Genomic DNA, 22,826 nt, shown 5'->3' with positions numbered 1-22,826 from the left:
GCTTGCAGCGAAAATCAATAATCAACTATTTTTATAAAAAAGAGTGCCTCAAGAGATGTACTCTCTTTTTATTTCTTCTTTTAAATAGAAGAAAAAACAGGAAACATGTTAGTGATGAGCCGATCAGTGCATAAATAATATTGGCATACATGTCCAAAAAGAGAACAATCTTTTCCCACGACTCGCCAAAAAAGGCACCTGCCGAGACAAGAAGAAGATTCCAGACAAATGTACCGACAGAGGTCAAAAACAGAAACAATGAAAACCTCATCCGTGCCATACCGGCAGGGATAGAAATAAGACTGCGGACGAGTGGAATAACCCGGCAGACGAGAACTGTCCAATAGCCATAATCGTTAAACCATCGGTCCGCTTTGTAAATATCTTTTTTATCCAGATGAAGAATACGACCCCATCGGTCAATGATTTTCTCGAGACGCCCTACATCAAGCAAATTGCCGATTTTATATAAGATAACTGCTCCGGTAAGCGACCCTGCTGTAGCCGCCAATACGACCCCCGGAACTGTTAGCGTTGAGAAAGTGGTCATCGTCCCGCCGAAAGTGAGAATGACCTCAGAGGGAATAGGGGGGAATATATTTTCAAACGCGATTAAGAGGAAAATACCGACGTAACCATACTGCTCCATCATTTCAACCATCCAGCTTTGCATACAAGTACTCCCTCCAGTAAATTTTTGCTATTGTTCTACTATGATATGAAAGAGTTGCCCAAGAAAGTCTGTTTTAGATAAGTAAATAATAATGATCACAGATTTGGAAGAAGAAAAGACAGAGGGAGCGGCAGCCAGCTTCGGATATAACTAGTGGTCATCTGTCTATCATTTTATTTTTCTTGTGCACAGCATTAAAGCAAAAGAAGCAGAGTATATGAAACTATGTACAGTAAATGAGAGGGAGTGGCTTTTTTGATTTTCTTAAAGATCAAGAAACGGTTACTTTTGTAGTATTGTCGTTTGGCAATGGTTTTTAAAGGAATTTCACTAGGTAGATAGTGTGGTTTAAAAATAAAAGTTGTATATTAATAAAGATTCAGAAATATATTAATTAAAAGAAAATTAAGTCTAGACTAAATAGTTAGTTTAGATTAAAATACTATTGTGTAATACTAAATATTTGATTTTTTACTAATGATGAAAGAAGGAGAGAGTTACAATGTACCGCTTTCATTTGTTAGAAAAATCAGAAAATAGGGGGATTATTATGAGAAAGAGATTAAAGAAAAAGCTTCCTCACATGCTTTTGTCTGCGACTTTAGTAGCGGGTATATTATCTGGTTGTGCAGGCGGAGAATCAGGAAGCGGTGGTTCTGGCGGTGGCGGAGATGTCATTAAAATCGGAGCCAACCTCGAATTATCAGGAGCAGTAGCTTCTTATGGACAATCCATTGGCAAGGGAGTAGACCTCGCTGTTGAAGAAATCAACAAAGATGGCGGGATTGACGGTAAAAAGATCGAAGTAGTTAAAATAGATAATAAATCGGATGCAGCGGAAGCAACCAACGCGGCGATCAAGCTGACAAGCCAGGAAAAAGTAACAGCTATTATCGGAGCGGCAACAAGCGGTAACTCTGTAGCGCAAGTTCAAATAGCTGATGATAACAAAACGGTTCTTCTCACTCCTTCGGGCACGAGCCCTAACGTGACAGTAGGGACAAACAATAAAGTAAATGAGTTTATTTTCCGTACATGCTTTATTGATCCATTCCAAGGAACAGTGGCTGCCAACTTTGCAGCTAAAGATTTAAAAGTGAAAAATGCCGCCATCTTTGCAGATAGTGCAAGTGACTATGCAAAAGGCCTAGCTGCTTCTTTTAAAGAGACTTTTGAGAAAGCCGGCGGAAAAGTTGTCGCGGAAGAAGCATACGTAGCTAAGGATACTGATTTCCGCTCTACGTTAACACGCATTAAAGCAGCGAATCCGGAATTCGTATTTATTCCTGGATACTATGAGGAAGTTGGATTAATTATCAAGCAAGCACGTGAAATGGGCATTAAAGCGCCATTTATGGGCGGCGATGGCTGGGATTCACCAAAGCTTATTGAATTAGCCGGTGCTGATGCGTTAAATAACACATTTATCACCAACCATTATTCTTCTGGAGACCCAGATGAAAAGATTCAAAAATTCGTAGAAGCATTTAAGGCTAAGAATAAAGATCAATCACCAGATGCGTTTAATGCTCTTGGTTATGATTCTGTATATCTGTTGGCGGACGCAATCAAGCGTGCGGGAAGCACTGATTCAACAAAAATTAAAGACGCTCTAGCAGAAACAAAAGATCTGTCACTCGTTTCTGGTAACTTTACGATTGATGAAAATCACAACCCGATCAAAACGGCAACTGTTCTAGAGTACAAAGATGGCAAGCAAGTCTTTAAAACAAAAATTAACCCTTAATATGAACAATTGTCCATCATGCTAGTATGTGAGAAATGGGAGGAGCATCCTCCCATTTCAGTTTTTTCGTCGGTAAAAATAAACAGGATGCAAAAGTTTGTTTAAAAGGAGTGAGAATCATGGAATGGGTACAGCAGATTGTCAACGGTATATCACTCGGCAGTATCTATGCATTAATAGCCCTTGGCTATACGATGGTTTATGGAATCATTAAATTAATTAACTTCGCCCATGGGGAAGTATTCATGATCGGAGCATTTATTGGATTTTACGCGATTGGCGGCTGGGGGTTAAGTTTTCTGCCGGCCCTTTTGCTTGCTATGGCGGTTTGTGCTGTAGTGGGAGTCGTTATCGAAAGGGTAGCTTATAAACGCCTTCGCAATGCCACCAGAATTGCTGCTCTGATTACAGCTATCGGGGTATCACTTTTTATTCAATACGGGGTTATTTATATTCGAGGAGCCCAGCCGGAAGCTTATCCTAACGTTTTTCCCAGCAAGACATTTGAGATTTTTGGAGTAAACATTAGCAGCCAGTCTTTATTAATTCTTTCTGTTTCTATTATTCTTATGATTATCTTACAATTTATCGTTCATCGCACAAAAATGGGAAAAGCTATGCGTGCGGTTTCTTACGATGCAGAAGCAGCCCGATTGATGGGGATCAACGTTGACCGAACCATTTCTTTTACATTTGCAATCGGCTCAGCACTAGCAGGGGCAGCCGGAGTCATTTTTGGAACTTATTACACAAAGATTGATCCATTGATGGGAGTTATTCCAGGCTTAAAGGCATTCGTAGCGGCAGTATTAGGCGGAATTGGTATCATTCCGGGAGCGATGGTTGGCGGACTTGTGCTTGGAGTAGTTGAAACAATCGTCAGTGCCTTCGGTTATTCACTGTGGAGAGATGCCGCCGCCTTTATCATCTTAATATTAATTCTTATTTTTAAACCATCGGGCCTCTTTGGCAAAAATACTAGAGAGAAAGTGTAGGTGGGGCAGATGAAAAAAGCTAAAGGGTTTTGGTTATTTATTATTCTCTCAATAGTGATTTATGGAGTTGTACAATTTTTAATTAATTCCGGATCATTAAATCCGTTCTATGCTAATACGTTAATATTTATAGCTATCAATATTATCTTAGCAGTCAGTCTGCATTTAGTTATAGGAATTACCGGTCAATTCTCGATCGGGCATGCCGGATTTCTGGCTGTAGGCGCTTACATTTCTGCTATCTTTACGATGAAATTGGAATTTCCTTTTGTGGCCGCATTAATTGTAGGCGGAATTGTCGCTGCTTTAGCAGGCTTAATGGTTGGAATTCCGAGCCTGCGTTTAAAAGGAGATTACCTGGCTATTGCTACATTGGGATTTGCAGAGATTATCCGGATTGTTTTTCTAAATATTGATTATGTTGGCGGGGCTGCAGGAATGCAGGTTTCCCACTTTACAGATTGGACATATACTTTTATTTGTCTTTTGATTACTATTGTCGTTATTGTGAACTTTACGAACTCACGGCATGGACGTGCCTGTATTGCCATTAGAGAAAATGAAATCGCGGCAGATGCAATGGGGATTAATACGACATACTATAAGGTCGTTGCTTTTGCTCTTGGCTCCTTTTTTGCTGGGATTGCCGGCGGGCTGTATGCTCATAACTTCTATATCATTCAGCCGACAAACTTTGGTTTTCTAAAGTCTTTTGATATCTTGATTTTTGTTGTTTTAGGTGGTCTCGGCAGTTTGTCGGGAGCTGTTATTTCAGCGATCTTATTAACGATTGTCTCTACTTTCCTGCAGGACTACCCGGAAACGCGCATGATTATTTATAGTCTTGTACTTGTCATTGTCATGTTATATCGCCCTCAAGGATTGATGGGAACAAAAGAGATTACGGATTACTTTGGCAAATGGACAAATGCGAAAGGAGGGGACTCATATGGCAAGTAAACCGTTGCTACATGTCGAAGGTGCAGGCATTCAATTTGGCGGTTTAAAAGCTGTGTCAGGCATAAATATCGAAATTCATCAAGGGGAACTGATTGGGCTGATTGGGCCGAACGGCGCTGGAAAAACAACGACTTTCAACTTGCTCACAGGTGTATATGTGCCAACAGAAGGTGATATCTGGTTTGATGGAAAGCGCATTAATGGTTTGCTTCCTTATCAAATTACCCGTGGAGGGATTAGCCGCACCTTCCAAAATATTCGCCTCTTTAATGAGCTTTCTGTTCTTGATAACGTAAAAGTTGCCTATCACTCCCTTGCTAAGCATTCGATTTGGAGTTCCGTTTTACGTCTTCCCTCTTATTTTAGAGGAGAAAAAGAGATGGAAGAGAAATCAATCCAGTTTCTTAAAATTTTTAAACTAGATCATTTAAAAGATGAGGTCGCAAAAAATCTCCCTTATGGTCAACAGAGAAGGCTAGAAATTGCGAGAGCGCTGGCAGCCGGTCCGAAGCTGTTATTGCTTGATGAACCGGCCGCTGGGATGAATCCGCAAGAGACGGCAGAACTCATGGACTTAATTGCCTTTATTCGTAAAGAATTTAACTTGACTATTTTATTGATCGAACATGATATGAAGCTGGTAATGGGCATATGTGAACGGATTTATGTGCTGGATCACGGCCAGCTAATTGCTGAGGGCGAGCCAGAGGTTATCCGGAATCATCCGAAAGTTATTGAAGCGTATTTAGGTGAGGAGGTGGAGAGTGCCAATGCTTAAAGTGAATCAGATCAATGTCAACTATGGAAATATCCGGGCGTTAAAGGGAGTCTCCCTTGATGTAAATGAAGGAGAAATCGTTACTTTAATTGGTGCCAACGGAGCGGGGAAGAGTACATTGCTTAAAACGCTGTCCGGCTTGCTCAAGCCAAAAGAAGGAACGATTGAATATCTAGGGAAGTCAATCGCTGGAAAGCCTGCACAAACAATTGTTAAAGCTGGCATTTCCCATGTACCTGAAGGACGCCGGGTGTTTGCCAACATGACTGTAGAAGAAAATTTGGAGCTCGGTGCTTATTTAAGAAATGACTCGGCAGGCGTTCGTCAGGACTTTGAAAGGGTGTATGAGCTGTTCCCGCGACTCGAAGAGCGGAGAAAACAGTTATCCGGAACACTTTCCGGAGGAGAGCAGCAAATGCTGGCGATGGGCCGGGCTTTGATGGCTCGCCCGAAGCTCCTTTTACTGGATGAACCTTCTATGGGGCTGGCTCCGCTGCTTGTTCAAACGATCTTCCGTATTATTGAGGAGATTAACCGCGATGGCACAACCATTTTATTGGTTGAGCAAAATGCCCATATGGCTTTATCAATTGCTAGCCGGGCATATGTAGTGGAAACAGGACAGATAGTCATTTCTGGAACAGCAGAAGAACTGCAAGCAAGTGAAGAAGTAAAAATGGCCTATCTTGGCGGGCACTAACAATAAATTTCATCGCCCCTATTATTTGCAAAACCCCAGGCTGCTTCAGCTGGGGTTTTAATTGTGTAAAATACTCGTTTGGTAGAGGCTTTAAGATGCTATCAAAAAGGAAGGAAGGTCTAGTGGAAGAGGTGGAGTAAGAAAGGATAATTACATCAAGCAGCAAGTACAAAACCGCTTGGAAAATTACTGCTGCCCTTGAAGTAAATCAGGCCACTGCTACTCGGAAGATTCGCAACAATTCAGAAGATTTTCTGAAACAAACATAGAAACAGGCTTGCTACATGAGCAAGCCTGTTTCTATGGAAAGAAAAAACGTCATTTAGCTATTCAGCTTCTCGTAAATTGCTAATAGTTGCTTGCGTTCTTCTGCTGTTAATTTTTCAAATAGCTGCTTTCGCAACTGTTGTCCTTCTTTGTACGCTTTCCTCAGCATTTCATATCCGAGTTTTGTCAGGTCAAGATAAAGAATGCGCCTGTCGTTTTCATCGGCGAGCCGGACGGCAAGTTTTTTATTGATCAGCTTCTCAGATAGATGGGTTAAAGAAGGAGGCGTTAGACCAAGGGCCTTAGCAATGTCAGACGGACGGCTTTTGCCATGTTCGTTTAAGTGACTGAGTACGAGAATATGAGAAATGCCGAGATTTTCATTAAACGTTCTATTCCATTGGATAATCAGTTTATTTGTTACCTGGTCCATTGTGTGCAAAAGCTCAAAAATCGATTCTTGCTCCATAAAATCCCTGCTTTCTATCGTACTTTTTCTATCATATCATATTAAAAGAAAAAGCCCCTTTAAAAAAGGGGCAAGATGGTTATTGAGCGGAAAAGCCGCCATCAATGACGAGTTCTGCTCCGGTAATATAAGAAGACTCATCGGAAGCGAGGAATAGAACAGCATTTGCAATGTCTTCAGGTTGTCCTAAGCGCTGCAGCGGAGTAGCAGCTACCATTTGTTCGACATAGCCTTTTGTTGCTTCTAAGTTCTTTGTCATCGGTGTTTCAATAATCCCTGGAAATACGGCGTTTACGCGAATGCCCGCTCGGCCGTATTGAGTGGCTGCCGCTCTTGACATTGCCCGGACAGAGCCTTTAGAAGCGGAATATGGATTAAAGCCCATGCCAATCTGTGCTGTGAAAGAGGAGATATTGACAATTGCTCCTTTCTTCTGCTCCTTCATGTAAGGAACAACATGCTTAATGCCGAGGAAGGGACCAAAGCCATTAATTGTCAGCATTTTTTGCCAATCATCAATGTTTACTTCTTCAACAGGCTTTTCTGAGGAAATGCCAGCATTGTTCACAAGAATATCGATTTTGCCGAAGCGCTCTTTTACCTCTTTTAATAGCTGCTGCCAGTCCTCTTCAGAGGCAACATTCAATTTCATACCATGGATGTTGTCAAATTCGCTGCTTTTCTCCAGTGCAGCCTCATTAATATCGGCAGCAATTACAGTCGCGCCTTCTTGGCTAAAAAGGTGCGCCATGCGTTCTCCCATGCCTGAAGCACCGCCTGTGATAATAGCTACTTTATTTTCTAATCGTTTCATCATTATTCCTCCATTAACGTAGTTTAATGGAACCACCATCAACCATAATTGTTTGTCCAGTAATATAATCTGCGTCATCGCTTGCTAAAAAGACAGCCGTCCGGCCAATATCTTGTTCTGGTTTACCAAGTCGGCGAAGAGGGATCTTTTGAAGCATCTCATCGTACGCTTCTTTATTATTCTCGCGCCAATACTCTACACCTGGCGTCAAGGCAATTGGTGAGATAAGGTTGACGTTGATGCCGTCTGGCCCCCATTCATTGGCAGCTACGCGTGAAATGGCGCGGATAGCCTCTTTGGCTGCCGCATAGGAAGTTTGGGTAACCTGCCCTTCAAGGCCTGCTCCGGAGGCAAAATTAATGACTTTACCTTGTGTTTTTTTTAGCTCAGGATAGCAGGATTTCATGAAATTAAAAGTTGGATAAAAACCTGTGCCGAAAGAAAGGTCAAAGTGCTCCATGGTTGTTTCTGTAAAAGGAACATTTTTAGATGCGTGAGCATTGTTTACTAACACATCAATTCTACCGAAGTGATTAACGACCTCGCTTACAATGGTTTCAATGTTTTCTTGTACAGATATATCTTTAATAAAAAGAAGACCCTCATTTAATTGATTCACTTCTGTTAAAGTTTTTTTACCGTTTTCTTCATTCACGTCAACGATGGCTACGTGAGCACCCTCTTTTGCCATTGCTAGTGCAATGCCACGGCCGATGCCACCTGCACCGCCAGTTACGATGGCTACTTTTCCTTCAAGTTTCATCAGTTTCCCTCATTTCGAAATATATTTAGATATTTAAATATTTTACTCTTAAATAGTACCTGAAAATAAAACGATGGACAAGAAAATTGCTCATGAACAAGAAAAAACCAGGGCCTTTATGGCCGCTGGTTTATTTATCATCTTTATGGATGTCTGTTTCTTCTGCCATTTCAGTAGCTAGAGCAGGATTTTGCTGAATTTGACTTCTGTTTTGATCTTGTGTAAAAACGCGTCTCATCATATAAAAGTGGAAGAGAACTTCTGCAGCGGCAATCACCAGTGCTGTAGAGAAGCTAGCCCATCCAAGTGAAATATTTTCGTTAATAACGACGCTTCCGATCAGCCAAATACCGATATATGCTAAGCCAAAGTCAGCAACGGCTGCTGTCATATTTCCATAACGAGGTAAAACAAACAAATCGCCGATAATATAGGCAGCAATAGTTAAAAGAATACTTATGGTTAGGATTTCCCCGAAATCAACTCCGTAAAATACACCCATAATGATCCATACAGCTGCTGTTACTGCGACAAATTTGATCAATAGCGCCTTCGTATGTTCCATGCACTCACCCTCCTTATAAAGGTAGTGTGATTCTTAGCCAAAAAATTATTCTCTATGATCAATATCTATCCTAAAGAGAAAAAATAAAAAAACGGATTGCCTGTGTAAGACAATCCAGATAGTTATGCTTACATTTTTTGGGCCAACGCTTGATTAGCAAGGGCGACATCATTTTGCAATAATTTGTTTAAGTCGTATGAAGGATAATACCCCCTTTTATACATGTAGTTATAGATGGAAGTATGGGCTTGAATCGCGCCATTCAACTGTTTAACGAGTACGGTTCTTAAGGCGGGGGTAGCCGTTTCTGTAATAGCAATAGCTAGGTTTCGGACCGCTGTTTTAAGGAAGGCAAGAAGGTCCCCAGCATAAAATGGCAGTTCATCTGCTCTTGTTTCTTCTTCGCGTCCGGGATGTGGCACCATTCTGTAAAATCGGAGCAATTCCTGAATATTACCGGTGAGACTATTAATGGTCTGCTGATAAATAGTTCTTAATTCTGGGTCTGTAATTTTCGGAAAGGTTTTCTTTAGCTTCATCAATCCGAGCGATTGAAATACAGTTAGTTCATGTAATTCCATTGTTTCATGCCAAGCTAAATGACGTTGTCTATTCATAAAAGATCTCCTCCTATTTAGTGCAGTCCCAGTATTATATGCGGCATTTATACTTCGGGAATTTGTCTGTTTTTGCTTGTATAAATCAAAATAAGCAGCTGCATACTAACGGCGTACCACTCAACTACAGGAGGGATTTACTTTGATGAATCAAAATGAACAGACTCATACGAACATGCATGCAGGTGCCGTTTCGCCACAAATGAATCACGGAGCTCACGAGGTGCTTGATGTTCATGAAGTCTTATCCGGTGCGGTAGGTACGATGAATGAATACATGATGCTTCGTTCTCACGTGAAAGATCAGGAGCTGCGCGATATTCTTGACCGTCAATACCAATTCATGCAACAGGAGTACAACACAACATTGGATTGCTTCCAGTCCGGTCAGGACCCGGCTGTGCCGACACAAAGTTATAAAATGAAGCAGGATAATGACTTCATCTACGGCTTAACACCAACCCAGCCGAAAAAACCAATGCAATCGACATCTGAAATTAACGATGCGTTTATTTCCGGTGCCATGCTGGGGTCCATGAAGTCAACGGCTTCCATGAAAACAATGGCTGCTCTGGAATCAACAAATCCGGTTGTACGCCGTGTGCTGGCTGATTCAATCCCGAACTGTATTGAGATGGCATACGAGTTGTCTATTTATCAAAATAAGCATCATTACTATCAGGTGCCGCAATTTCCGCAGCAGGATATGCAGCAGATGATGCAATCATATGCACCAGCAACAGGTGCACCAGGCAATATGTCGACTCATTAATTAGCAAGAGCGCCATCCCTATCACACGGGATGGCGCTTTAAATTGTGTATCTACCTATTTATCTTTAAAGACAATGGTGGTTTATTCACTAAAGAGAATCAATAAGCTCTATCTGCACTTTTTCTTCTTTTATGTATAATGGAAAAAAGAGGTGAAGAGTTTGAATCAATTTACAGATTTAGGAGTCAGCACAGTATGGGCTGGAAAATTAAAAGAAAAGAATATCGAATCACCCACCCCCGTGCAAAAAGAAGCAATCCCACTTTTGTTAGAAGGAGAAGATGTGATTGCTCAAGCAAAAACAGGAACAGGCAAGACATTTGCTTTTCTATTGCCCTTGCTTGAAAAGATAAATATTCAAAAAGGTGAGATTCAAGGATTAATTGTCACGCCAACAAGAGAGCTGGCCTTGCAAATAACGGAAGAATTGCGCGGATTGCTGACAGAAGAGAGCGGCGTACATATACTTGCTGCCTACGGTGGACAAGATGTGGAACAGCAGATTCGGCGGCTTAATGAGCAAGTGCATATTGTGATTGCTACGCCAGGAAGATTACTCGATCATATTCGCCGTGGAACGGTTGATTTAACAGACGTGTCGATGCTTGTGCTCGATGAGGCTGATCAAATGCTTCATATCGGTTTTTTAGATGAAGTGGAGGCTATCATTAGAGAGACACCTTTTACAAGGCAAACGGCTTTATTTTCGGCAACCATGCCAAAAGATGTCCGTCAGCTGGCGAAGAGATATATGAGAAATCCACGCTCCGTTCATGTGAAGAGCAAAGAGGTAACGGTGGAACAGACGAAACAGTTTGTGATTGAAACGACCGACCGCCGTAAGCAACAGGCACTGTGTGAAGTGATTGATGAGGCCCAACCTTTTTTAGGCATCATCTTCTGCCGGACAAAACGACGCGTCAGCAAGCTATGCGATGAGTTAAAGGCAAAAGGCTATAATATTGATGAATTGCATGGAGACTTGTCTCAGGCGAAAAGAGAAAGGGTCATGAAAAGATTTCGTGACGCTGAATTGCATTTGCTTGTGGCAACAGATGTGGCATCCCGCGGGTTGGATGTAGAAGGAGTTACCCACGTATTCAACTATGATATCCCGCATGATATGGAAAGTTATATCCACCGGATCGGGCGTACAGGAAGAGCCGGAGAAAAGGGAGAAGCCTATACGTTTGCTGCCTTGAAGGATAAAGACTTCCTTCGTCTTATTGAAAATGGACTGGGTCGGCCGCTTGAACGGAAAATCGTTGAGCAGGCTGCTCCGCCCGTGGATAATAAAAGAAATCAGAGGCCCATTGGTTCTTCTAAAAAGGATCGACCGTCAGCCAGACAACGGCAAGGGAGAAAAAATAGGCGTAAATAAAGGAAGGGGGTGACCGAGAAGTTTTTGGTCACCCTTTTTGTCTTTATACGTGCTCGTTTGGTTTCTTTGCCGCTTTCGCTCGAAACGGATACCACCAATTCCAATCGCCCAGCAGCTTCATTAAGCTTGGCACAAGGAGGAGGCGGATGATCGTCGCGTCAATCGCAATAGCAAGAGCTATGCCAATGCCAATTTGTTTTACAGGTACAACACCGGTAAAAGCAAACGCCCCGGTGATCACAATCATAATTAATGCAGCGGCAGTAATAACTCTACTCGTGCTGGCAAGTCCCTCCACGGTAGACTTAGTATTATCTCCTGTATTCAAGTAATATTCGCGAATCCGGGAAATTAAAAAGACTTCATAATCCATGCTTAAGCCAAAAACGAGACTAAAGACGAGCACCGGCAAAATTAACGAAATGTCCATTTCATGAAGTCCGAGATGCCCTCCCTGAAATAGCCAGACGAGAATGCCGAATGTGGAGGTAAGCCCAAGAACATTCATTAAGATAGCTTTAAGCGGAATAATGATTGAACGGAAGGCGAACATAAGAATGATAAATGTCGATGATAAAATAATCGCGAGAATAGGACCGATTTTATCAAAAATCTCATCATAAATTTCTTGATTGAACTTTGGCTGTCCACCGAATTGAATGTTTACTGGCCAGTCTTCTTCGCTCCACTCGCGGGCCAGCCTTTGGGCAGCGTCTGAATTTGCTTCCACATTCAAGTGGATGGGAACTAACAGCTTGTCCCCTCGAACAAACGGTTGGACAGCTGGTTCCAGCTTTGCTTTCATTTGCGGCTGCTCAAGAGCGGCTGCGACTTGCTGGGGTTCTGATAGTTTGCTGATCGAAAAGATTGACTCGGCTTCATTTACTTCCTTTTCAGAGAGGAAAGAGTCTATTAGTCCCTTCATTTGCTCCAGGCCAGCTTCATCTAGCCAACCATCCTTTCGTTCAGCAACAGCATAAAGGATACTTTTATTTCTTTGCATGAAGTCCCGTTCAATTTTCTCATAGGCTATTCGTGAGTCAAAGGTTTTCGGCAAGGAATCGGCTGTCGGTATGGATAGCTTCATATCCTGTACAGGCATAACACCGGCGATCAGAATGGCCGTTGCGGCGATGGTAATTAAGACCGGACGCTTCATTACCATAGAGGCAAATGCCCGCCAGCGGCCACTATTATCTTTGTCTGTCCGAAGAATGCGCCACTTATAAATTCGGTCGTCAAGAATGTATAAAAGGGCCGGTAGTAGTGTAAGTGATCCGAGCACAGCAATAGCAATGACGACCATGCCGCCAATAGCGACATTCTTAAAGATATCCACATCAATCAACATCATGGAACCGAGACCGATAAATACACAGACAGCTGAGAATAAAATGGAATGCCCTGCCGTGTTAATCGTTACGATTAAGGCTTCTGTTTTCGGCTGCTTCTGGAATTCTTCTTTATAGCGATTAATGAACAGGAGAGAGAAATCGATAGACAGGGCGAGGCCGACCATCGGTGCAATGTTTAAAATAAAAATCGCCAGCTCTACTTCTTTTCCAATAAAGGTAAGTAAGCCGAAACCAATAACAATAGTTATCCCTCCGACGATAAGTGGCAATATAGAAGCAGTAAGTGTACCAAATGAAAGCAAAAGAACGAGCAATGCAACAGGGAGGCCAATAAGTTCTGCCTGTTTTAAATCATCTTGACTCGCTTTATTAATATCTTCAGAAATAACAGGTCCTCCTGTTAAGGTGATGCCTTCTTTTTCTTTTACCTGCTTTTTTATATCGCTAATAATGGCTGGCATTTCTGCTGTCTTGTCATCAATATGTATCATCGCATAAGCGGTATCTTTTTTCATAAGTGACGTATTGTCTAACGGTGATTCAATCGCTGATGCAAGGCCTAACTTTTTTATTTCAGTCAGTGTATATCCAATTTTGTCTTCAAATGCTGCTTTTGATTCCTTTTTCTCTTTTTCAAACAGCACCATAATTGTTGATTCAGGGAAATCAAACGTATCAGTTAAGTCTTTCTGGACTTGCTCATACTCTCCGTCTGTCCGAAATCCATCACCCTCAAGCATGGAAGGAAGTTTAGTCGCAAAAACCCCCATGATAATCGCGGCAGCAAGCCACAAAAAAAGAATGACTTTATGGAAACGGACAAGAAAGGAAGGAATATTCCTCATAGCCACGTTCTCCTTTTTGTCTTAATCATACGGTATCGCGCTTTGTTATGGAATGAAAAAGAGTGAAGAAGGCCAAACTAGAGATGTGGATAAAACACAAAAATGAAAGATGTAGCCAGGAGGTTATTATGGGAATTTTAAGTGGAAACCCTAAGAACGAACCAATGCATTATGGAGAAGTAGTCGGTGTATGGACGGCCCTCATGAAAGCTAACGGAGCAATCGGAGTTCAACAGACATTGCTTAATCATGCGGGCGATGAAAAGTTGAGAGAGCTCATAGAAGAATCTATTCGGCAAGCACAGTCAGAAGCAGCACAGCTTGAGCCATTATTGAAAGAAAATGGGGTCGGACTTCCTGCAGGACCGATGGAACGCCCACAAGCAGATGTGAACAGCATTCCTCCTGGAGCCCGTTTTCAAGACCATGAAATTTCCACTATTATGTCAGGCAGTATTGCTGCTAGCTTAGTCGCTTGCAGTCAAATGATTAGCCAGTGTATCCGCGAGGATATTGCTGCAATGTTTTTACAATTTCACAATCAGAAAGCTGCTCTTGGTGGCCGTTTTCTTCAGTTAAATAAAGAGAATGGCTGGCTTATGCCGCCGCCGCTTCATCAAAGCCGACCAATTACAGAAGGTTAAATAAATCGGCTGTCTTATAGATGATTATTTCATCACTTTAAGACGGCCCTTTCTTTTACTGGGAAATATGTTAATTAGCTATTGACAATGAGAAGCATTATCATCTATCATTGTTAGTGAGAATGAGTATCAATACAAGCGTGAAAGGGGAGCAAGTGTATTTGCGATAATAGGCATTGAGGGATGAAAAGAGCGTTCACAAATTGACCATTTATTCCGAAAATAATGCTAACTTTACAATGGATTCTTGCATAAGCAAGTATAGTTTTGTAAAATATGAAGCGAAGAGCTGTCAAAGAAAAGTATGTTTGGGTGAGGAAGAATAAGTATCTTCTGGAGGAAGCGTTAGTCTATAGGCTGTGAAAGCCCCATCTCTAACTGACAATGTGCTTAAACATGGTTTTATTGAACATCAGGCCTATCCCAGCAACAAGTTAATCTATTTAACTAATGGCAGCAAGGACTGCTAGATAGACTATTTAGTAGATAAAAAGAGTTGGGGAGTTACTTGTACCTGAAGCATTGAACAAGATACGAGTAAGTTTAACGCGATTTAAAAACGATGATATAAATGAGTGCGCTCAATTATATGCTTGTTTAAATAAGTTTCTTCATCCGGTGAAGATTATTTTTTCGTTATTTGTTGATAATGAATTTCATTATCGTCATCCATTTAGCTGATAGCTTAAAAATTTCTGTTGCGGCAGTAAGATAAGGGACATGGTTATGAAAAAGAGATATTTAGTGATTGCGCTGATCATTCTATCGATTCTTTCTATATTTATCGGAGTCACACACATTTCTCCGCTACAATTGTTTAATTTAACAGATGACCAGGCGCAAATTGTTTGGAAAAGCCGGATTCCGCGGCTTGTAAGTATTATCATCGCTGGAGTGAGTTTAAGCATTAGCGGTTTGATCATGCAGCAGCTGAGCAGAAACAAATTTGTTTCACCAACCACTGCAGGAACATTAGATGCTGCACGACTTGGAATTTTAATTTCACTTATTTTATTTACAGCCGCAAGTCCGATTGAGAAAATGATTGTTGCTTTCATTTTTGCACTGGCTGGCACATTTCTGTTTATGAAAATCCTCGATAAAATTAAATTTAAAGACACGATTTTCATCCCGCTTGTCGGGTTAATGTTCGGGAATATTTTAACGTCGATTTCTACTTTCTTCGCTTATAAATACGACTTAATACAGAATATGGCTGCCTGGCTGCAAGGGGATTTCTCAATGGTCATCTCAGGACGCTACGAACTTCTTTATATTAGTATCCCGCTTTTAATTATTGCTTACATATATGCGGAACGCTTCACACTGGCTGGCATGGGAGAAGATTTTGCCATGAATCTCGGCTTGAATTATAAGCGTGTCGTTAATATCGGGCTCGTAATTGTTGCTTTATCTGCAACTCTGGTTGTTTTAACCGTCGGCATGATCCCGTTTTTAGGCTTAATTATTCCTAATATCGTATCGATTTATAGGGGAGACCATTTAAAGAAGAGTTTGTCACACACAGCGTTACTTGGAGCTGTTTTCGTCCTGTTTTGTGACATTATCGGCCGGGTGATCATTTATCCGTACGAAATTCCAATTGGGTTGACTGTCGGTGTCATTGGAAGCGGCATCTTTTTATATTTGCTGATGAGGAGAAAGGCTTATGAGTGATAAGAAAAAGTTACTTATCCTGTCGGCGGCCGCTGTCCTGTTGATTGTTGTTTTTATGTTTACCGGTCTCGGAAACAATTGGGATTATGCTTTGCCGAAAAGAGGACTAAAAATCTTTGCGATTGTTCTGACCGGAGCAGCTATCGCATTTTCTACATTAATTTTCCAAACGATCACAAATAACCGTATTTTAACGCCAAGCATTTTGGGCTTAGACTCGCTTTATATGCTGATTCAGACCGTTCTGATCTTTGCGTTCGGTTCCACCGATTTAACATGGATGAACAAACAAGTCAACTTTGTTGTCTCTGTTATCCTAATGGTGTTCTTTGCCGGTATTCTTTACAAAGTTTTATTTAAACGTGAAGGAGAAAATATTTATTTCCTTTTATTAGTTGGTTTAATATTTGGAACGTTTTTTCAAAGTTTCACCTCTTTCATGCAGGTACTGATTGACCCGAACGAATTCCAGATTATTCAAGATAGAATGTTCGCAAGCTTTAATAATGTTCAGACGGATGTTTTAACACTCGCTGTCATTGTCCTTGTTTTGACATCCCTTTATTTTATTCGCTTTATGAAGTATTTGGATGTTCTGGCGCTTGGAAAAGAACATGCTATCAATCTGGGAGTGGACTATGATTATACAGTCAAACGGCTGTTAGTCGTCGTTGCCATTCTAATTTCAGTATCCACTGCGCTAGTTGGCCCGATTACATTTTTAGGTCTGCTCGTTGTCAATGTTACTTACGAGATGTTCCGCACGTTCAGGCATTCCTACTTATTAGCTGGTTCTATCCTAATTAGTATTATTGCTCTCGTGGGCGGTCAGTTGATTGTGGAACGAGTATTCACTTTCAGCACGACATTGAGCGTTATTATTAACTTTGTTGGCGGTGTGTACTTTATTTACTTACTGTTAAAGGAGAATAAAAAATGGTAGAAGTTAAAGGTGTATCGAAACGATATGGAAGCAAAGCTGTCATTGATCAAGTCTCCGTCTCGATTCCAAAAGGAAGAATTACTTCTTTCATCGGACCAAACGGTGCAGGAAAGAGTACATTACTGTCGATGATTAGCCGGCTTATTACGAAGGATGAAGGCGAAATATTGATTGATGGTGAAAGCGTAAATCAGGCAAAGAGCAAAGAATTAGCGAAAAAAGTGGCAATTTTAAAGCAGACGAATCATTTAAATCTTCGATTGACGATTCGTGAGCTTGTTTCCTTCGGTCGCTTTCCCTACTCACAAGGCAATTTGTCGAGAGAGGATTGGAAGCATGTAGACGAAGCAATTCGCTATATGGAGCTCGAAGATATGCAAGATAAATATATTGACCAATTGAGCGGCGGTCAGCGTCAGCGGGCGTTCATCGCGATGGTTATCGCTCAGGATACAGAATATGTTTTATTAGATGAGCCGCTTAATAACCTCGATATGAAGCATTCTGTGCAAATTATGAAAGTATTGCGGCGACTAGTAAATGAACTAGGAAAAACGGTTGTTATCGTCATCCATGATATTAACTTTGCTTCCTGTTATTCCGATTATATCGTAGCCTTAAAAGACGGCAAAGTCGTTAAAGAAGGCACAGTGAATGAAATGATGGAGCGGAATGTGTTACGCAACATTTATGAAATTGATATGAAAATTGAAACAGTGAATAACGAAAAAATTTGTGTATATTTTAAGTAAAGGCAGAGGAGAAGAGAGATTATGTGGAAAAAGCTATCATTACTTATGATCACAGCGATGCTAGTCGCTATTATGGCTGCTTGCGGATCAAATGAGGACAAAGAAAAGAGCAGCAGCAGTGAGCCGAAAAAAGAAACAGAAGAGGTAACAGTTAAGCATGAGCTTGGTGAAACGAAAGTAAAGAAAAACCCAGAAAAAGTAGTTGTCTTTGATTTCGGTTCCCTGGATACACTTGATAAGCTTGGTGTAGAAGTAACGGGGCTTCCTAAAGAAAATATTCCTAAATATTTGTCTAAGTATGAAGAGGATAAGTACGAGAATGTTGGAAGCTTAAAAGAACCAGACTTTGAAAAAGTAAACGAATTGTCTCCTGACTTGATCATTATTTCTGGCCGTCAAGCTGAATTGTATGATCAATTTGCTGAAATCGCTCCAACTATTTATTTAGCTGTTGACCCAGCTGACTTTATGAACTCATTTAAGAAAAATGCCACAACATTAGGTGAAGTTTTCGATAAAGAAGAGGAAGTAAAAACAGAATTGACGAAAGTAGAAGATGAAATTAGCAAGCTGAAAGAGCAAGCTTCAAAAGATAAGAAAAACGCTTTAGTCGTATTGGCTAACGATGGCAAAGTGAGTGCATATGGACCAGGTTCCCGTTTCGGTATCATTCACGACGTATTCGGTGTAACTCCGGTTGATAAAAATATTGAAGTATCTACTCACGGTCAAAGCATTTCTTTTGAGTACATTGTAGAGAAAAACCCTGACTACTTATTCGTAGTTGACCGCGGCGCTGTTGTTGCTGAAGGAGGCGGATCATCCGCTAAGCAAGTGATCGAAAATGATTTAGTGAAAAATACGAAGGCTTATAAAGATGGCCACATTGTTTATCTAGATCCTGGTTACTGGTACTTATCTGGCGGTGGATTAGAGTCTGTTTCTGCCATGGTGAAGGAAGTACAATCAGCATTAAAATAAGTGATTTAATTTTAACCTCCGGCAAGCCGGAGGTTATTTTTGTTTAAAAAAAGCCAAACGTGGAATAACATACTATCTTCATAAAGCCGGTTACAACCGGTGATTCAAATAAAATAGCAAAGGTGGTAGTTTATGTTTTTCCATAAGAAAGAACTTCAATTCCACGCAAAACCAGATAAACCGGATCCGGTGTACGCCAAACAATTGCAAGAAATTCTTGGCGGGCAGTTCGGCGAAATTTCAGTTGCTATGCAATATTTATTCCAAGGATGGAATACGAGAGGGAACGAGAAGTATAAAGACCTCATTTTAGATACAGGAACAGAAGAAATTGGCCATGTGGAAATGATTGCCACCATGATTGCACGCCTGCTTGATAAGGCGCCGGTGAATGAGCAGGAAAATGCAGCTAAAGATCCGGTTATTGGTGCGATTATGGGTGGGATGAATCCGCATCACGCTATCGTATCTGGACTGGGTGCCACGCCGGAAAGCAGTACCGGTGTTCCTTGGAATGCTGGATATATCGTAGCAAGTGGCAACTTATTAGCGGATTTCCGTGCGAATTTAAACGCCGAGTCTCAGGGAAGATTGCAGGTGGCTCGTCTGTATGAAATGACAGATGATCGCGGTGTTAAGGATATGTTATCATTCCTGCTGGCACGTGATACCATGCATCAAAATCAATGGATTGCAGCCATTAAAGAATTAGAGGAGAAAGAAGGAGTCATCGTTCCTTCTACTGTGCCTGCTGAATATGAAGCAACAGAGTTTTCACATAAACTGTACAACTTTTCAGAAGGGGAAGACAGTGTAAAAGGCAGCTGGGCTGAAGGAACCGCACCGGACGGAAAAAAATTCGAATATGAGGAAATGCCGGTCATCTACGGGGAAAAACCGATGCTGGCGCCAGCTCCCCCGTATATGCACAGCACTCCGCCACACGACCCACAATAAATCAACTATTTAAAAGGAGGAAACTACTTTGAATAAAGATGTATTAGAGGGCGTACTCTGTGAAGTGAACAACTGTGTTTATTGGGAAGAAGGAAATCGATGCTCTGCTAATGAAATTCTTGTGACCAGTCACCGGGGCCATCGAGCATCCAATGTAGAAGAAACAGATTGCCAAACATTTAAGAGAGAGTAAAGATACTTTTCAAAAAAGGCTTGCCACCAATGGCAAGCCTTTTTTGATTCGGATCAGAGAGCAAGACCAAAATAAGGAGGGAATGAGCTTATCCTTTTTGCTAAATATATAAGGAAGGGGGTGTGAACATTGGCGAAAGACGTACTTTGTGAAGTAAACAACTGTACTTATTGGGCGAAAGGAAACGAATGTACAGCAGATCGAATTTATGTGGTTAGCCATAAAGGGAATCAGGCCACTAACACAAAAGAGACTGATTGTAAGACATTTGAACCGGAAGTATAACAAAAAAGGCTGACTCGAAAAAAGAGTCAGCCTTTACAATCTGGATTTACTGTTTTATTAGCCAAAGGAGGACTTGCCAAACGATTCTTCTGATAACGGCAGGGAAATTCGAAAAGTCGTTCCTGTCGGTGAACTCTCTTTTAACAGGAGGTCACCTTTTAATGCTTGGGCTAGCAGTTTACTGTAAGGAAGGCCAAGCCCCAAACCGCGCACTTTGTATTTTTTTTGTTCGCCGCGGTAAAAGCGCTCGAAGATCAATGGCTGTTCAGCTAGAGGAATGCCGCTGCCATTGTCCTTCACTTCAATAGAGAGAAGGCCGCCTTCTTGTTCTGATAATATAACTTCAATTTTCCCATCCGAATCTACAGCATGGCGCGCATTATTTAATAAGTTAACGATGATTTGCTGAAGCCGAACGGCATCCGTTGAAATATATCGATCATGTGGCAGGGGAGACAGTGACACTGTAATTTCCTCAGTCTCCTGGCCCAAGTGCCATTGATGAACGATTTCAGAAATCAGCTCATTTACTGAATGCTTTTCCACTGCCACAGGCAGGGCTTTTGCTGAAAATGAATTGAAATCAAGCAAATCATTGACCATTTTTTGCATTTTCGTTGTCTCTTTTAAGGAGATATCAATGAAGTTTTGTGCTTCTTCGCCTGTCACCACTCCATCTTTTACAGCTTGTAGGAGTCCACTGATTGAAGTGACAGGTGTTTTTAGCTCATGGGTAACACCGGCCAGCAGTTCAGCACGCAAGGATTCTAGCTGCTGAAGCTTTTGGGCCATCTCCTTAAATGAGTGAACGAGATCGTATACCTCCTGTTCTTTAATTTGTTCCGGCAGGCGAACTTGGTAGTTTCCCTCCTGAATTTGTTTTGCCGCTTTTGCCACCTGGCTGATTGGAGTAGCGAGCCGGCGAGAGAGAATATAAATGGCAGCCCAGCCGAACAAGCCAAGACTGATAATCAGACCGGTGAGAAGACGGTATTCCTCTGTCACATTTTCCAGTTCATTCTCTGGCTGCAGCATGACGACCCAACCGAATATAATGTCATCTACCTTAATCGGCTTTTTAATCATCCATGTACGTGAGCCATTAGCCAATTCAGGAGAAAGTTTCAACACGTCTCCTTTCTTTTCCAATAGAGAAGCTGCAAAGGAACTTGTTTTAATGCCGGAGGTTTGCTGATTAGCCGAGAGTACTCGTCCTTTTGGATCTGTAATATAGATAGCTGGCGGATGTTCAGATTGCAAAAAGAGCTCCCGGCTCTTCAACATGTCTTCATCAATAGTGGGAGAGACACTTTTTTCCTCTTGGCTGCCGGCAATTCGGTTTGCTAACTCCTCTGCAATAAATTCTGACACTTCCAGCCGATTGTTAAGCATCGTATGCTGCAGCCAAATAACTGTAAGCATGGCGGCAATTAAAAGACCGAGGCAAAGAGCAGCAACATAACGCGTTGTCCAATAACGCAGCAAAGAAACTCTTCTAGTTGTTTTCATGAACACAAAATTGATACCCCAATCCCCGTAAGGTTTTAATTTCTCCTTCTGTCTCCGGCCAATTTTTCAAGGCTTTGCGGAGTCTTTTGATCGACAAGTCCACAGCGCGATCACTGCCGTCATAATCATGTCCCCACACATGCTCGATCAGCTGTTCCCGTGTAAAGGTTCGATTTGGCTGGGAGGCAAGAAACAGCAATACCGATAAATCACGTGGTGTTAATGATAAATCAATTCCTTTTAATGTGACTCGATGGGCCACACTATCAATGGTTAAGCTGCCATAATGCTTGAGAGCCGAAGTCGGGGGTTCGTTGATTGATCGTCTCAGAACCGCCCGCACTCGAGCTGCCACTTCTTCTCCATTGAATGGCTTTGTAATATAATCATCTGCACCATTATTTAATCCATCTAGCCGATAGGTTACATCCCCAAGAGCTGTCAGCATAATGATTGGACAGGCACTTGTTTGACGAATCTCTTTAAGAACGGTCCAGCCATCTGCCTTGGGCATCATGACATCTAACAGCACAAGATCAGGCGGCTCGGAATAGAATAAATCAATCGCTTGTCGTCCGTCGAAAGCTTGGATCACATGAAAGCCGGCCTTGACTAGATAAGCTTTTAATACTTGGCTGATAGCCAATTCATCCTCTGCAAGCAGTACAGAAGCAGTCATCTCACTTCACCTCAGCTCATTTGATTACTGGTGTATGTTCGTTAAACAAATAGCTTACATTTTTAATCATTATAATTAAAAAGCAAATAAGCTGCCAAATTGACAGCTTAAAGAAAGAATCTCATTTAGCGCTTTTCATGTAACGATAGCTGAGCTATGCGAACTTCGCTCTTAAGGGTTTGAACGTCTTTATTCGATGTATCAATGCCTAGCGCAGCAGCCTGCTGTTTTATTTTTTCTTCCCTTACTTCCTTAGCAAGTGTTTCTATATCTTTATCTTCAACGTTGATCCCGAATGTTTGCGCCTGTTCACGAATGACATCAGAAAAATCTCTGATCGGCTTAATCTGCTGGCCGTCCCGATATTTATAAGACGTCACTTCCGCATTTGTTGTGGCAGGGCCTGCTGCTGTCATGGAAGGAGCCGATCCTAAAATCCCAATTGAGAGCGCACCGCTCATCACGTACGACATCGTTCTCTTTTTCATCTATCTATTCCTCCTA

At 41.6% G+C, this 22,826-nt stretch carries 25 protein-coding genes; 15 read left to right on the top strand and 10 right to left on the bottom strand.

What is annotated here, in order from left to right; all coding sequences use genetic code 11:
• Positions 1 to 31: 31 nt before the first annotated feature.
• On the bottom strand, positions 32 to 673 hold the full coding sequence (locus CJ483_RS10125) for a DedA family protein (RefSeq protein WP_120034574.1): 642 nt from the start codon (positions 671 to 673) through the stop codon (positions 32 to 34).
• 550 nt (positions 674 to 1,223) lie between these two features.
• Between CJ483_RS10125 and CJ483_RS10120 the strand changes: the two genes are divergently transcribed.
• The 5 genes from CJ483_RS10120 to CJ483_RS10100 all read left to right on the top strand — a co-directional run bounded on the left by CJ483_RS10120 (position 1,224) and on the right by CJ483_RS10100 (position 5,853).
• Entirely contained in the window at positions 1,224 to 2,420 is a 1,197-nt protein-coding gene (locus tag CJ483_RS10120) for an ABC transporter substrate-binding protein (protein ID WP_120037916.1), read from the top strand.
• Between the two features lie 119 nt (positions 2,421 to 2,539).
• Positions 2,540 to 3,415, top strand: coding sequence for a branched-chain amino acid ABC transporter permease (locus tag CJ483_RS10115; RefSeq protein WP_120034572.1), 876 nt, complete (start codon positions 2,540 to 2,542; stop codon positions 3,413 to 3,415).
• Positions 3,416 to 3,424: 9 nt separating this feature from the next.
• The gene (locus tag CJ483_RS10110; protein WP_120034570.1) at positions 3,425 to 4,375 is read left to right on the top strand and encodes a branched-chain amino acid ABC transporter permease; all 951 of its coding nucleotides are present in this window, start codon (positions 3,425 to 3,427) and stop codon (positions 4,373 to 4,375) included.
• The gene (locus tag CJ483_RS10105; RefSeq protein WP_120034568.1) at positions 4,365 to 5,153 is read left to right on the top strand and encodes an ABC transporter ATP-binding protein; all 789 of its coding nucleotides are present in this window, start codon (positions 4,365 to 4,367) and stop codon (positions 5,151 to 5,153) included. The genes CJ483_RS10110 and CJ483_RS10105 overlap by 11 nt, the downstream gene beginning before the upstream one ends.
• On the top strand, positions 5,146 to 5,853 hold the full coding sequence (locus CJ483_RS10100) for an ABC transporter ATP-binding protein (protein ID WP_120034566.1): 708 nt from the start codon (positions 5,146 to 5,148) through the stop codon (positions 5,851 to 5,853). The genes CJ483_RS10105 and CJ483_RS10100 overlap by 8 nt, the downstream gene beginning before the upstream one ends.
• A 322-nt stretch (positions 5,854 to 6,175) precedes the next feature.
• Here the strand turns inward: CJ483_RS10100 and CJ483_RS10095 are convergent, their stop codons facing one another.
• The 5 genes from CJ483_RS10095 to CJ483_RS10075 all read right to left on the bottom strand — a co-directional run bounded on the left by CJ483_RS10095 (position 6,176) and on the right by CJ483_RS10075 (position 9,348).
• Positions 6,176 to 6,589: a MarR family winged helix-turn-helix transcriptional regulator gene (locus tag CJ483_RS10095; protein ID WP_120034564.1), complete on the bottom strand. Its 414-nt coding sequence runs from the start codon at positions 6,587 to 6,589 to the stop codon at positions 6,176 to 6,178.
• Between the two features lie 79 nt (positions 6,590 to 6,668).
• Positions 6,669 to 7,403, bottom strand: coding sequence for an SDR family NAD(P)-dependent oxidoreductase (locus CJ483_RS10090; protein WP_120034562.1), 735 nt, complete (start codon positions 7,401 to 7,403; stop codon positions 6,669 to 6,671).
• 13 nt (positions 7,404 to 7,416) lie between these two features.
• Positions 7,417 to 8,166: an SDR family NAD(P)-dependent oxidoreductase gene (locus tag CJ483_RS10085; RefSeq protein ID WP_120034560.1), complete on the bottom strand. Its 750-nt coding sequence runs from the start codon at positions 8,164 to 8,166 to the stop codon at positions 7,417 to 7,419.
• Between the two features lie 130 nt (positions 8,167 to 8,296).
• On the bottom strand, positions 8,297 to 8,731 hold the full coding sequence (locus tag CJ483_RS10080) for a YndM family protein (protein WP_120034558.1): 435 nt from the start codon (positions 8,729 to 8,731) through the stop codon (positions 8,297 to 8,299).
• 128 nt (positions 8,732 to 8,859) lie between these two features.
• Complete coding sequence (locus tag CJ483_RS10075) at positions 8,860 to 9,348, bottom strand: spore coat protein (RefSeq protein ID WP_120034556.1); 489 nt, start codon at positions 9,346 to 9,348, stop codon at positions 8,860 to 8,862.
• Positions 9,349 to 9,490: 142 nt separating this feature from the next.
• On the opposite strand from CJ483_RS10075, the gene CJ483_RS10070 reads away from it, so the two are divergent.
• Together CJ483_RS10070 and CJ483_RS10065 are read left to right on the top strand one after the other, a co-directional pair.
• On the top strand, positions 9,491 to 10,120 hold the full coding sequence (locus CJ483_RS10070; protein WP_120034554.1) for a spore coat protein: 630 nt from the start codon (positions 9,491 to 9,493) through the stop codon (positions 10,118 to 10,120).
• A gap of 152 nt (positions 10,121 to 10,272) precedes the next feature.
• Positions 10,273 to 11,502, top strand: a complete 1,230-nt coding sequence (locus CJ483_RS10065) for a DEAD/DEAH box helicase (protein WP_120034552.1) — start codon at positions 10,273 to 10,275, stop codon at positions 11,500 to 11,502.
• A 43-nt stretch (positions 11,503 to 11,545) separates the two neighbouring features.
• Here CJ483_RS10065 and CJ483_RS10060 read toward each other — a convergent pair whose 3' ends face one another.
• The gene (locus CJ483_RS10060) at positions 11,546 to 13,702 is read right to left on the bottom strand and encodes an MMPL family transporter (RefSeq protein WP_120034550.1); all 2,157 of its coding nucleotides are present in this window, start codon (positions 13,700 to 13,702) and stop codon (positions 11,546 to 11,548) included.
• 128 nt (positions 13,703 to 13,830) lie between these two features.
• Here CJ483_RS10060 and CJ483_RS10055 point away from each other — a divergent pair, with 128 nt between their 5' ends.
• From CJ483_RS10055 to CJ483_RS10020, 8 genes are all read left to right on the top strand, one after another.
• Positions 13,831 to 14,346 carry a DUF3231 family protein gene (locus tag CJ483_RS10055; protein ID WP_120034548.1) on the top strand — a complete coding sequence of 172 codons (516 nt, stop codon included), beginning with the start codon at positions 13,831 to 13,833 and terminating at the stop codon, positions 14,344 to 14,346.
• 726 nt (positions 14,347 to 15,072) lie between these two features.
• Positions 15,073 to 16,023, top strand: a complete 951-nt coding sequence (locus CJ483_RS10050; RefSeq protein ID WP_120034546.1) for an ABC transporter permease — start codon at positions 15,073 to 15,075, stop codon at positions 16,021 to 16,023.
• Entirely contained in the window at positions 16,016 to 16,966 is a 951-nt protein-coding gene (locus tag CJ483_RS10045) for an iron chelate uptake ABC transporter family permease subunit (RefSeq protein WP_120034544.1), read from the top strand. Before CJ483_RS10050 ends, CJ483_RS10045 begins: the two co-directional genes overlap by 8 nt.
• Positions 16,960 to 17,718, top strand: coding sequence for an iron ABC transporter ATP-binding protein (locus CJ483_RS10040; RefSeq protein ID WP_120034542.1), 759 nt, complete (start codon positions 16,960 to 16,962; stop codon positions 17,716 to 17,718). Before CJ483_RS10045 ends, CJ483_RS10040 begins: the two co-directional genes overlap by 7 nt.
• A 21-nt stretch (positions 17,719 to 17,739) precedes the next feature.
• Positions 17,740 to 18,699, top strand: a complete 960-nt coding sequence (locus CJ483_RS10035) for a siderophore ABC transporter substrate-binding protein (protein ID WP_120034540.1) — start codon at positions 17,740 to 17,742, stop codon at positions 18,697 to 18,699.
• A 132-nt stretch (positions 18,700 to 18,831) separates the two neighbouring features.
• Positions 18,832 to 19,656, top strand: a complete 825-nt coding sequence (locus CJ483_RS10030) for a manganese catalase (protein WP_120034538.1) — start codon at positions 18,832 to 18,834, stop codon at positions 19,654 to 19,656.
• A 28-nt stretch (positions 19,657 to 19,684) separates the two neighbouring features.
• On the top strand, positions 19,685 to 19,849 hold the full coding sequence (locus tag CJ483_RS10025) for a DUF1540 domain-containing protein (protein ID WP_120034536.1): 165 nt from the start codon (positions 19,685 to 19,687) through the stop codon (positions 19,847 to 19,849).
• Positions 19,850 to 19,978: 129 nt separating this feature from the next.
• Entirely contained in the window at positions 19,979 to 20,134 is a 156-nt protein-coding gene (locus CJ483_RS10020) for a DUF1540 domain-containing protein (protein WP_120034534.1), read from the top strand.
• Between the two features lie 57 nt (positions 20,135 to 20,191).
• Here CJ483_RS10020 and CJ483_RS10015 read toward each other — a convergent pair whose 3' ends face one another.
• The 3 genes from CJ483_RS10015 to CJ483_RS10005 all read right to left on the bottom strand — a co-directional run bounded on the left by CJ483_RS10015 (position 20,192) and on the right by CJ483_RS10005 (position 22,810).
• Positions 20,192 to 21,619, bottom strand: coding sequence for a HAMP domain-containing sensor histidine kinase (locus CJ483_RS10015; RefSeq protein WP_259455604.1), 1,428 nt, complete (start codon positions 21,617 to 21,619; stop codon positions 20,192 to 20,194).
• A 10-nt stretch (positions 21,620 to 21,629) separates the two neighbouring features.
• Entirely contained in the window at positions 21,630 to 22,322 is a 693-nt protein-coding gene (locus CJ483_RS10010) for a response regulator transcription factor (protein WP_120034532.1), read from the bottom strand.
• A gap of 125 nt (positions 22,323 to 22,447) precedes the next feature.
• The gene (locus tag CJ483_RS10005) at positions 22,448 to 22,810 is read right to left on the bottom strand and encodes a hypothetical protein (protein ID WP_120034530.1); all 363 of its coding nucleotides are present in this window, start codon (positions 22,808 to 22,810) and stop codon (positions 22,448 to 22,450) included.
• Between the last annotated feature and the right edge of the window lie 16 nt (positions 22,811 to 22,826).

The organism is Bacillus sp. PK3_68, from assembly GCF_003600835.1.
In the GTDB taxonomy this organism is placed as follows: Bacteria; Bacillota; Bacilli; order Bacillales; family Domibacillaceae; genus Pseudobacillus.
This window is presented reverse-complemented; position numbering and strand designations above follow the sequence as displayed.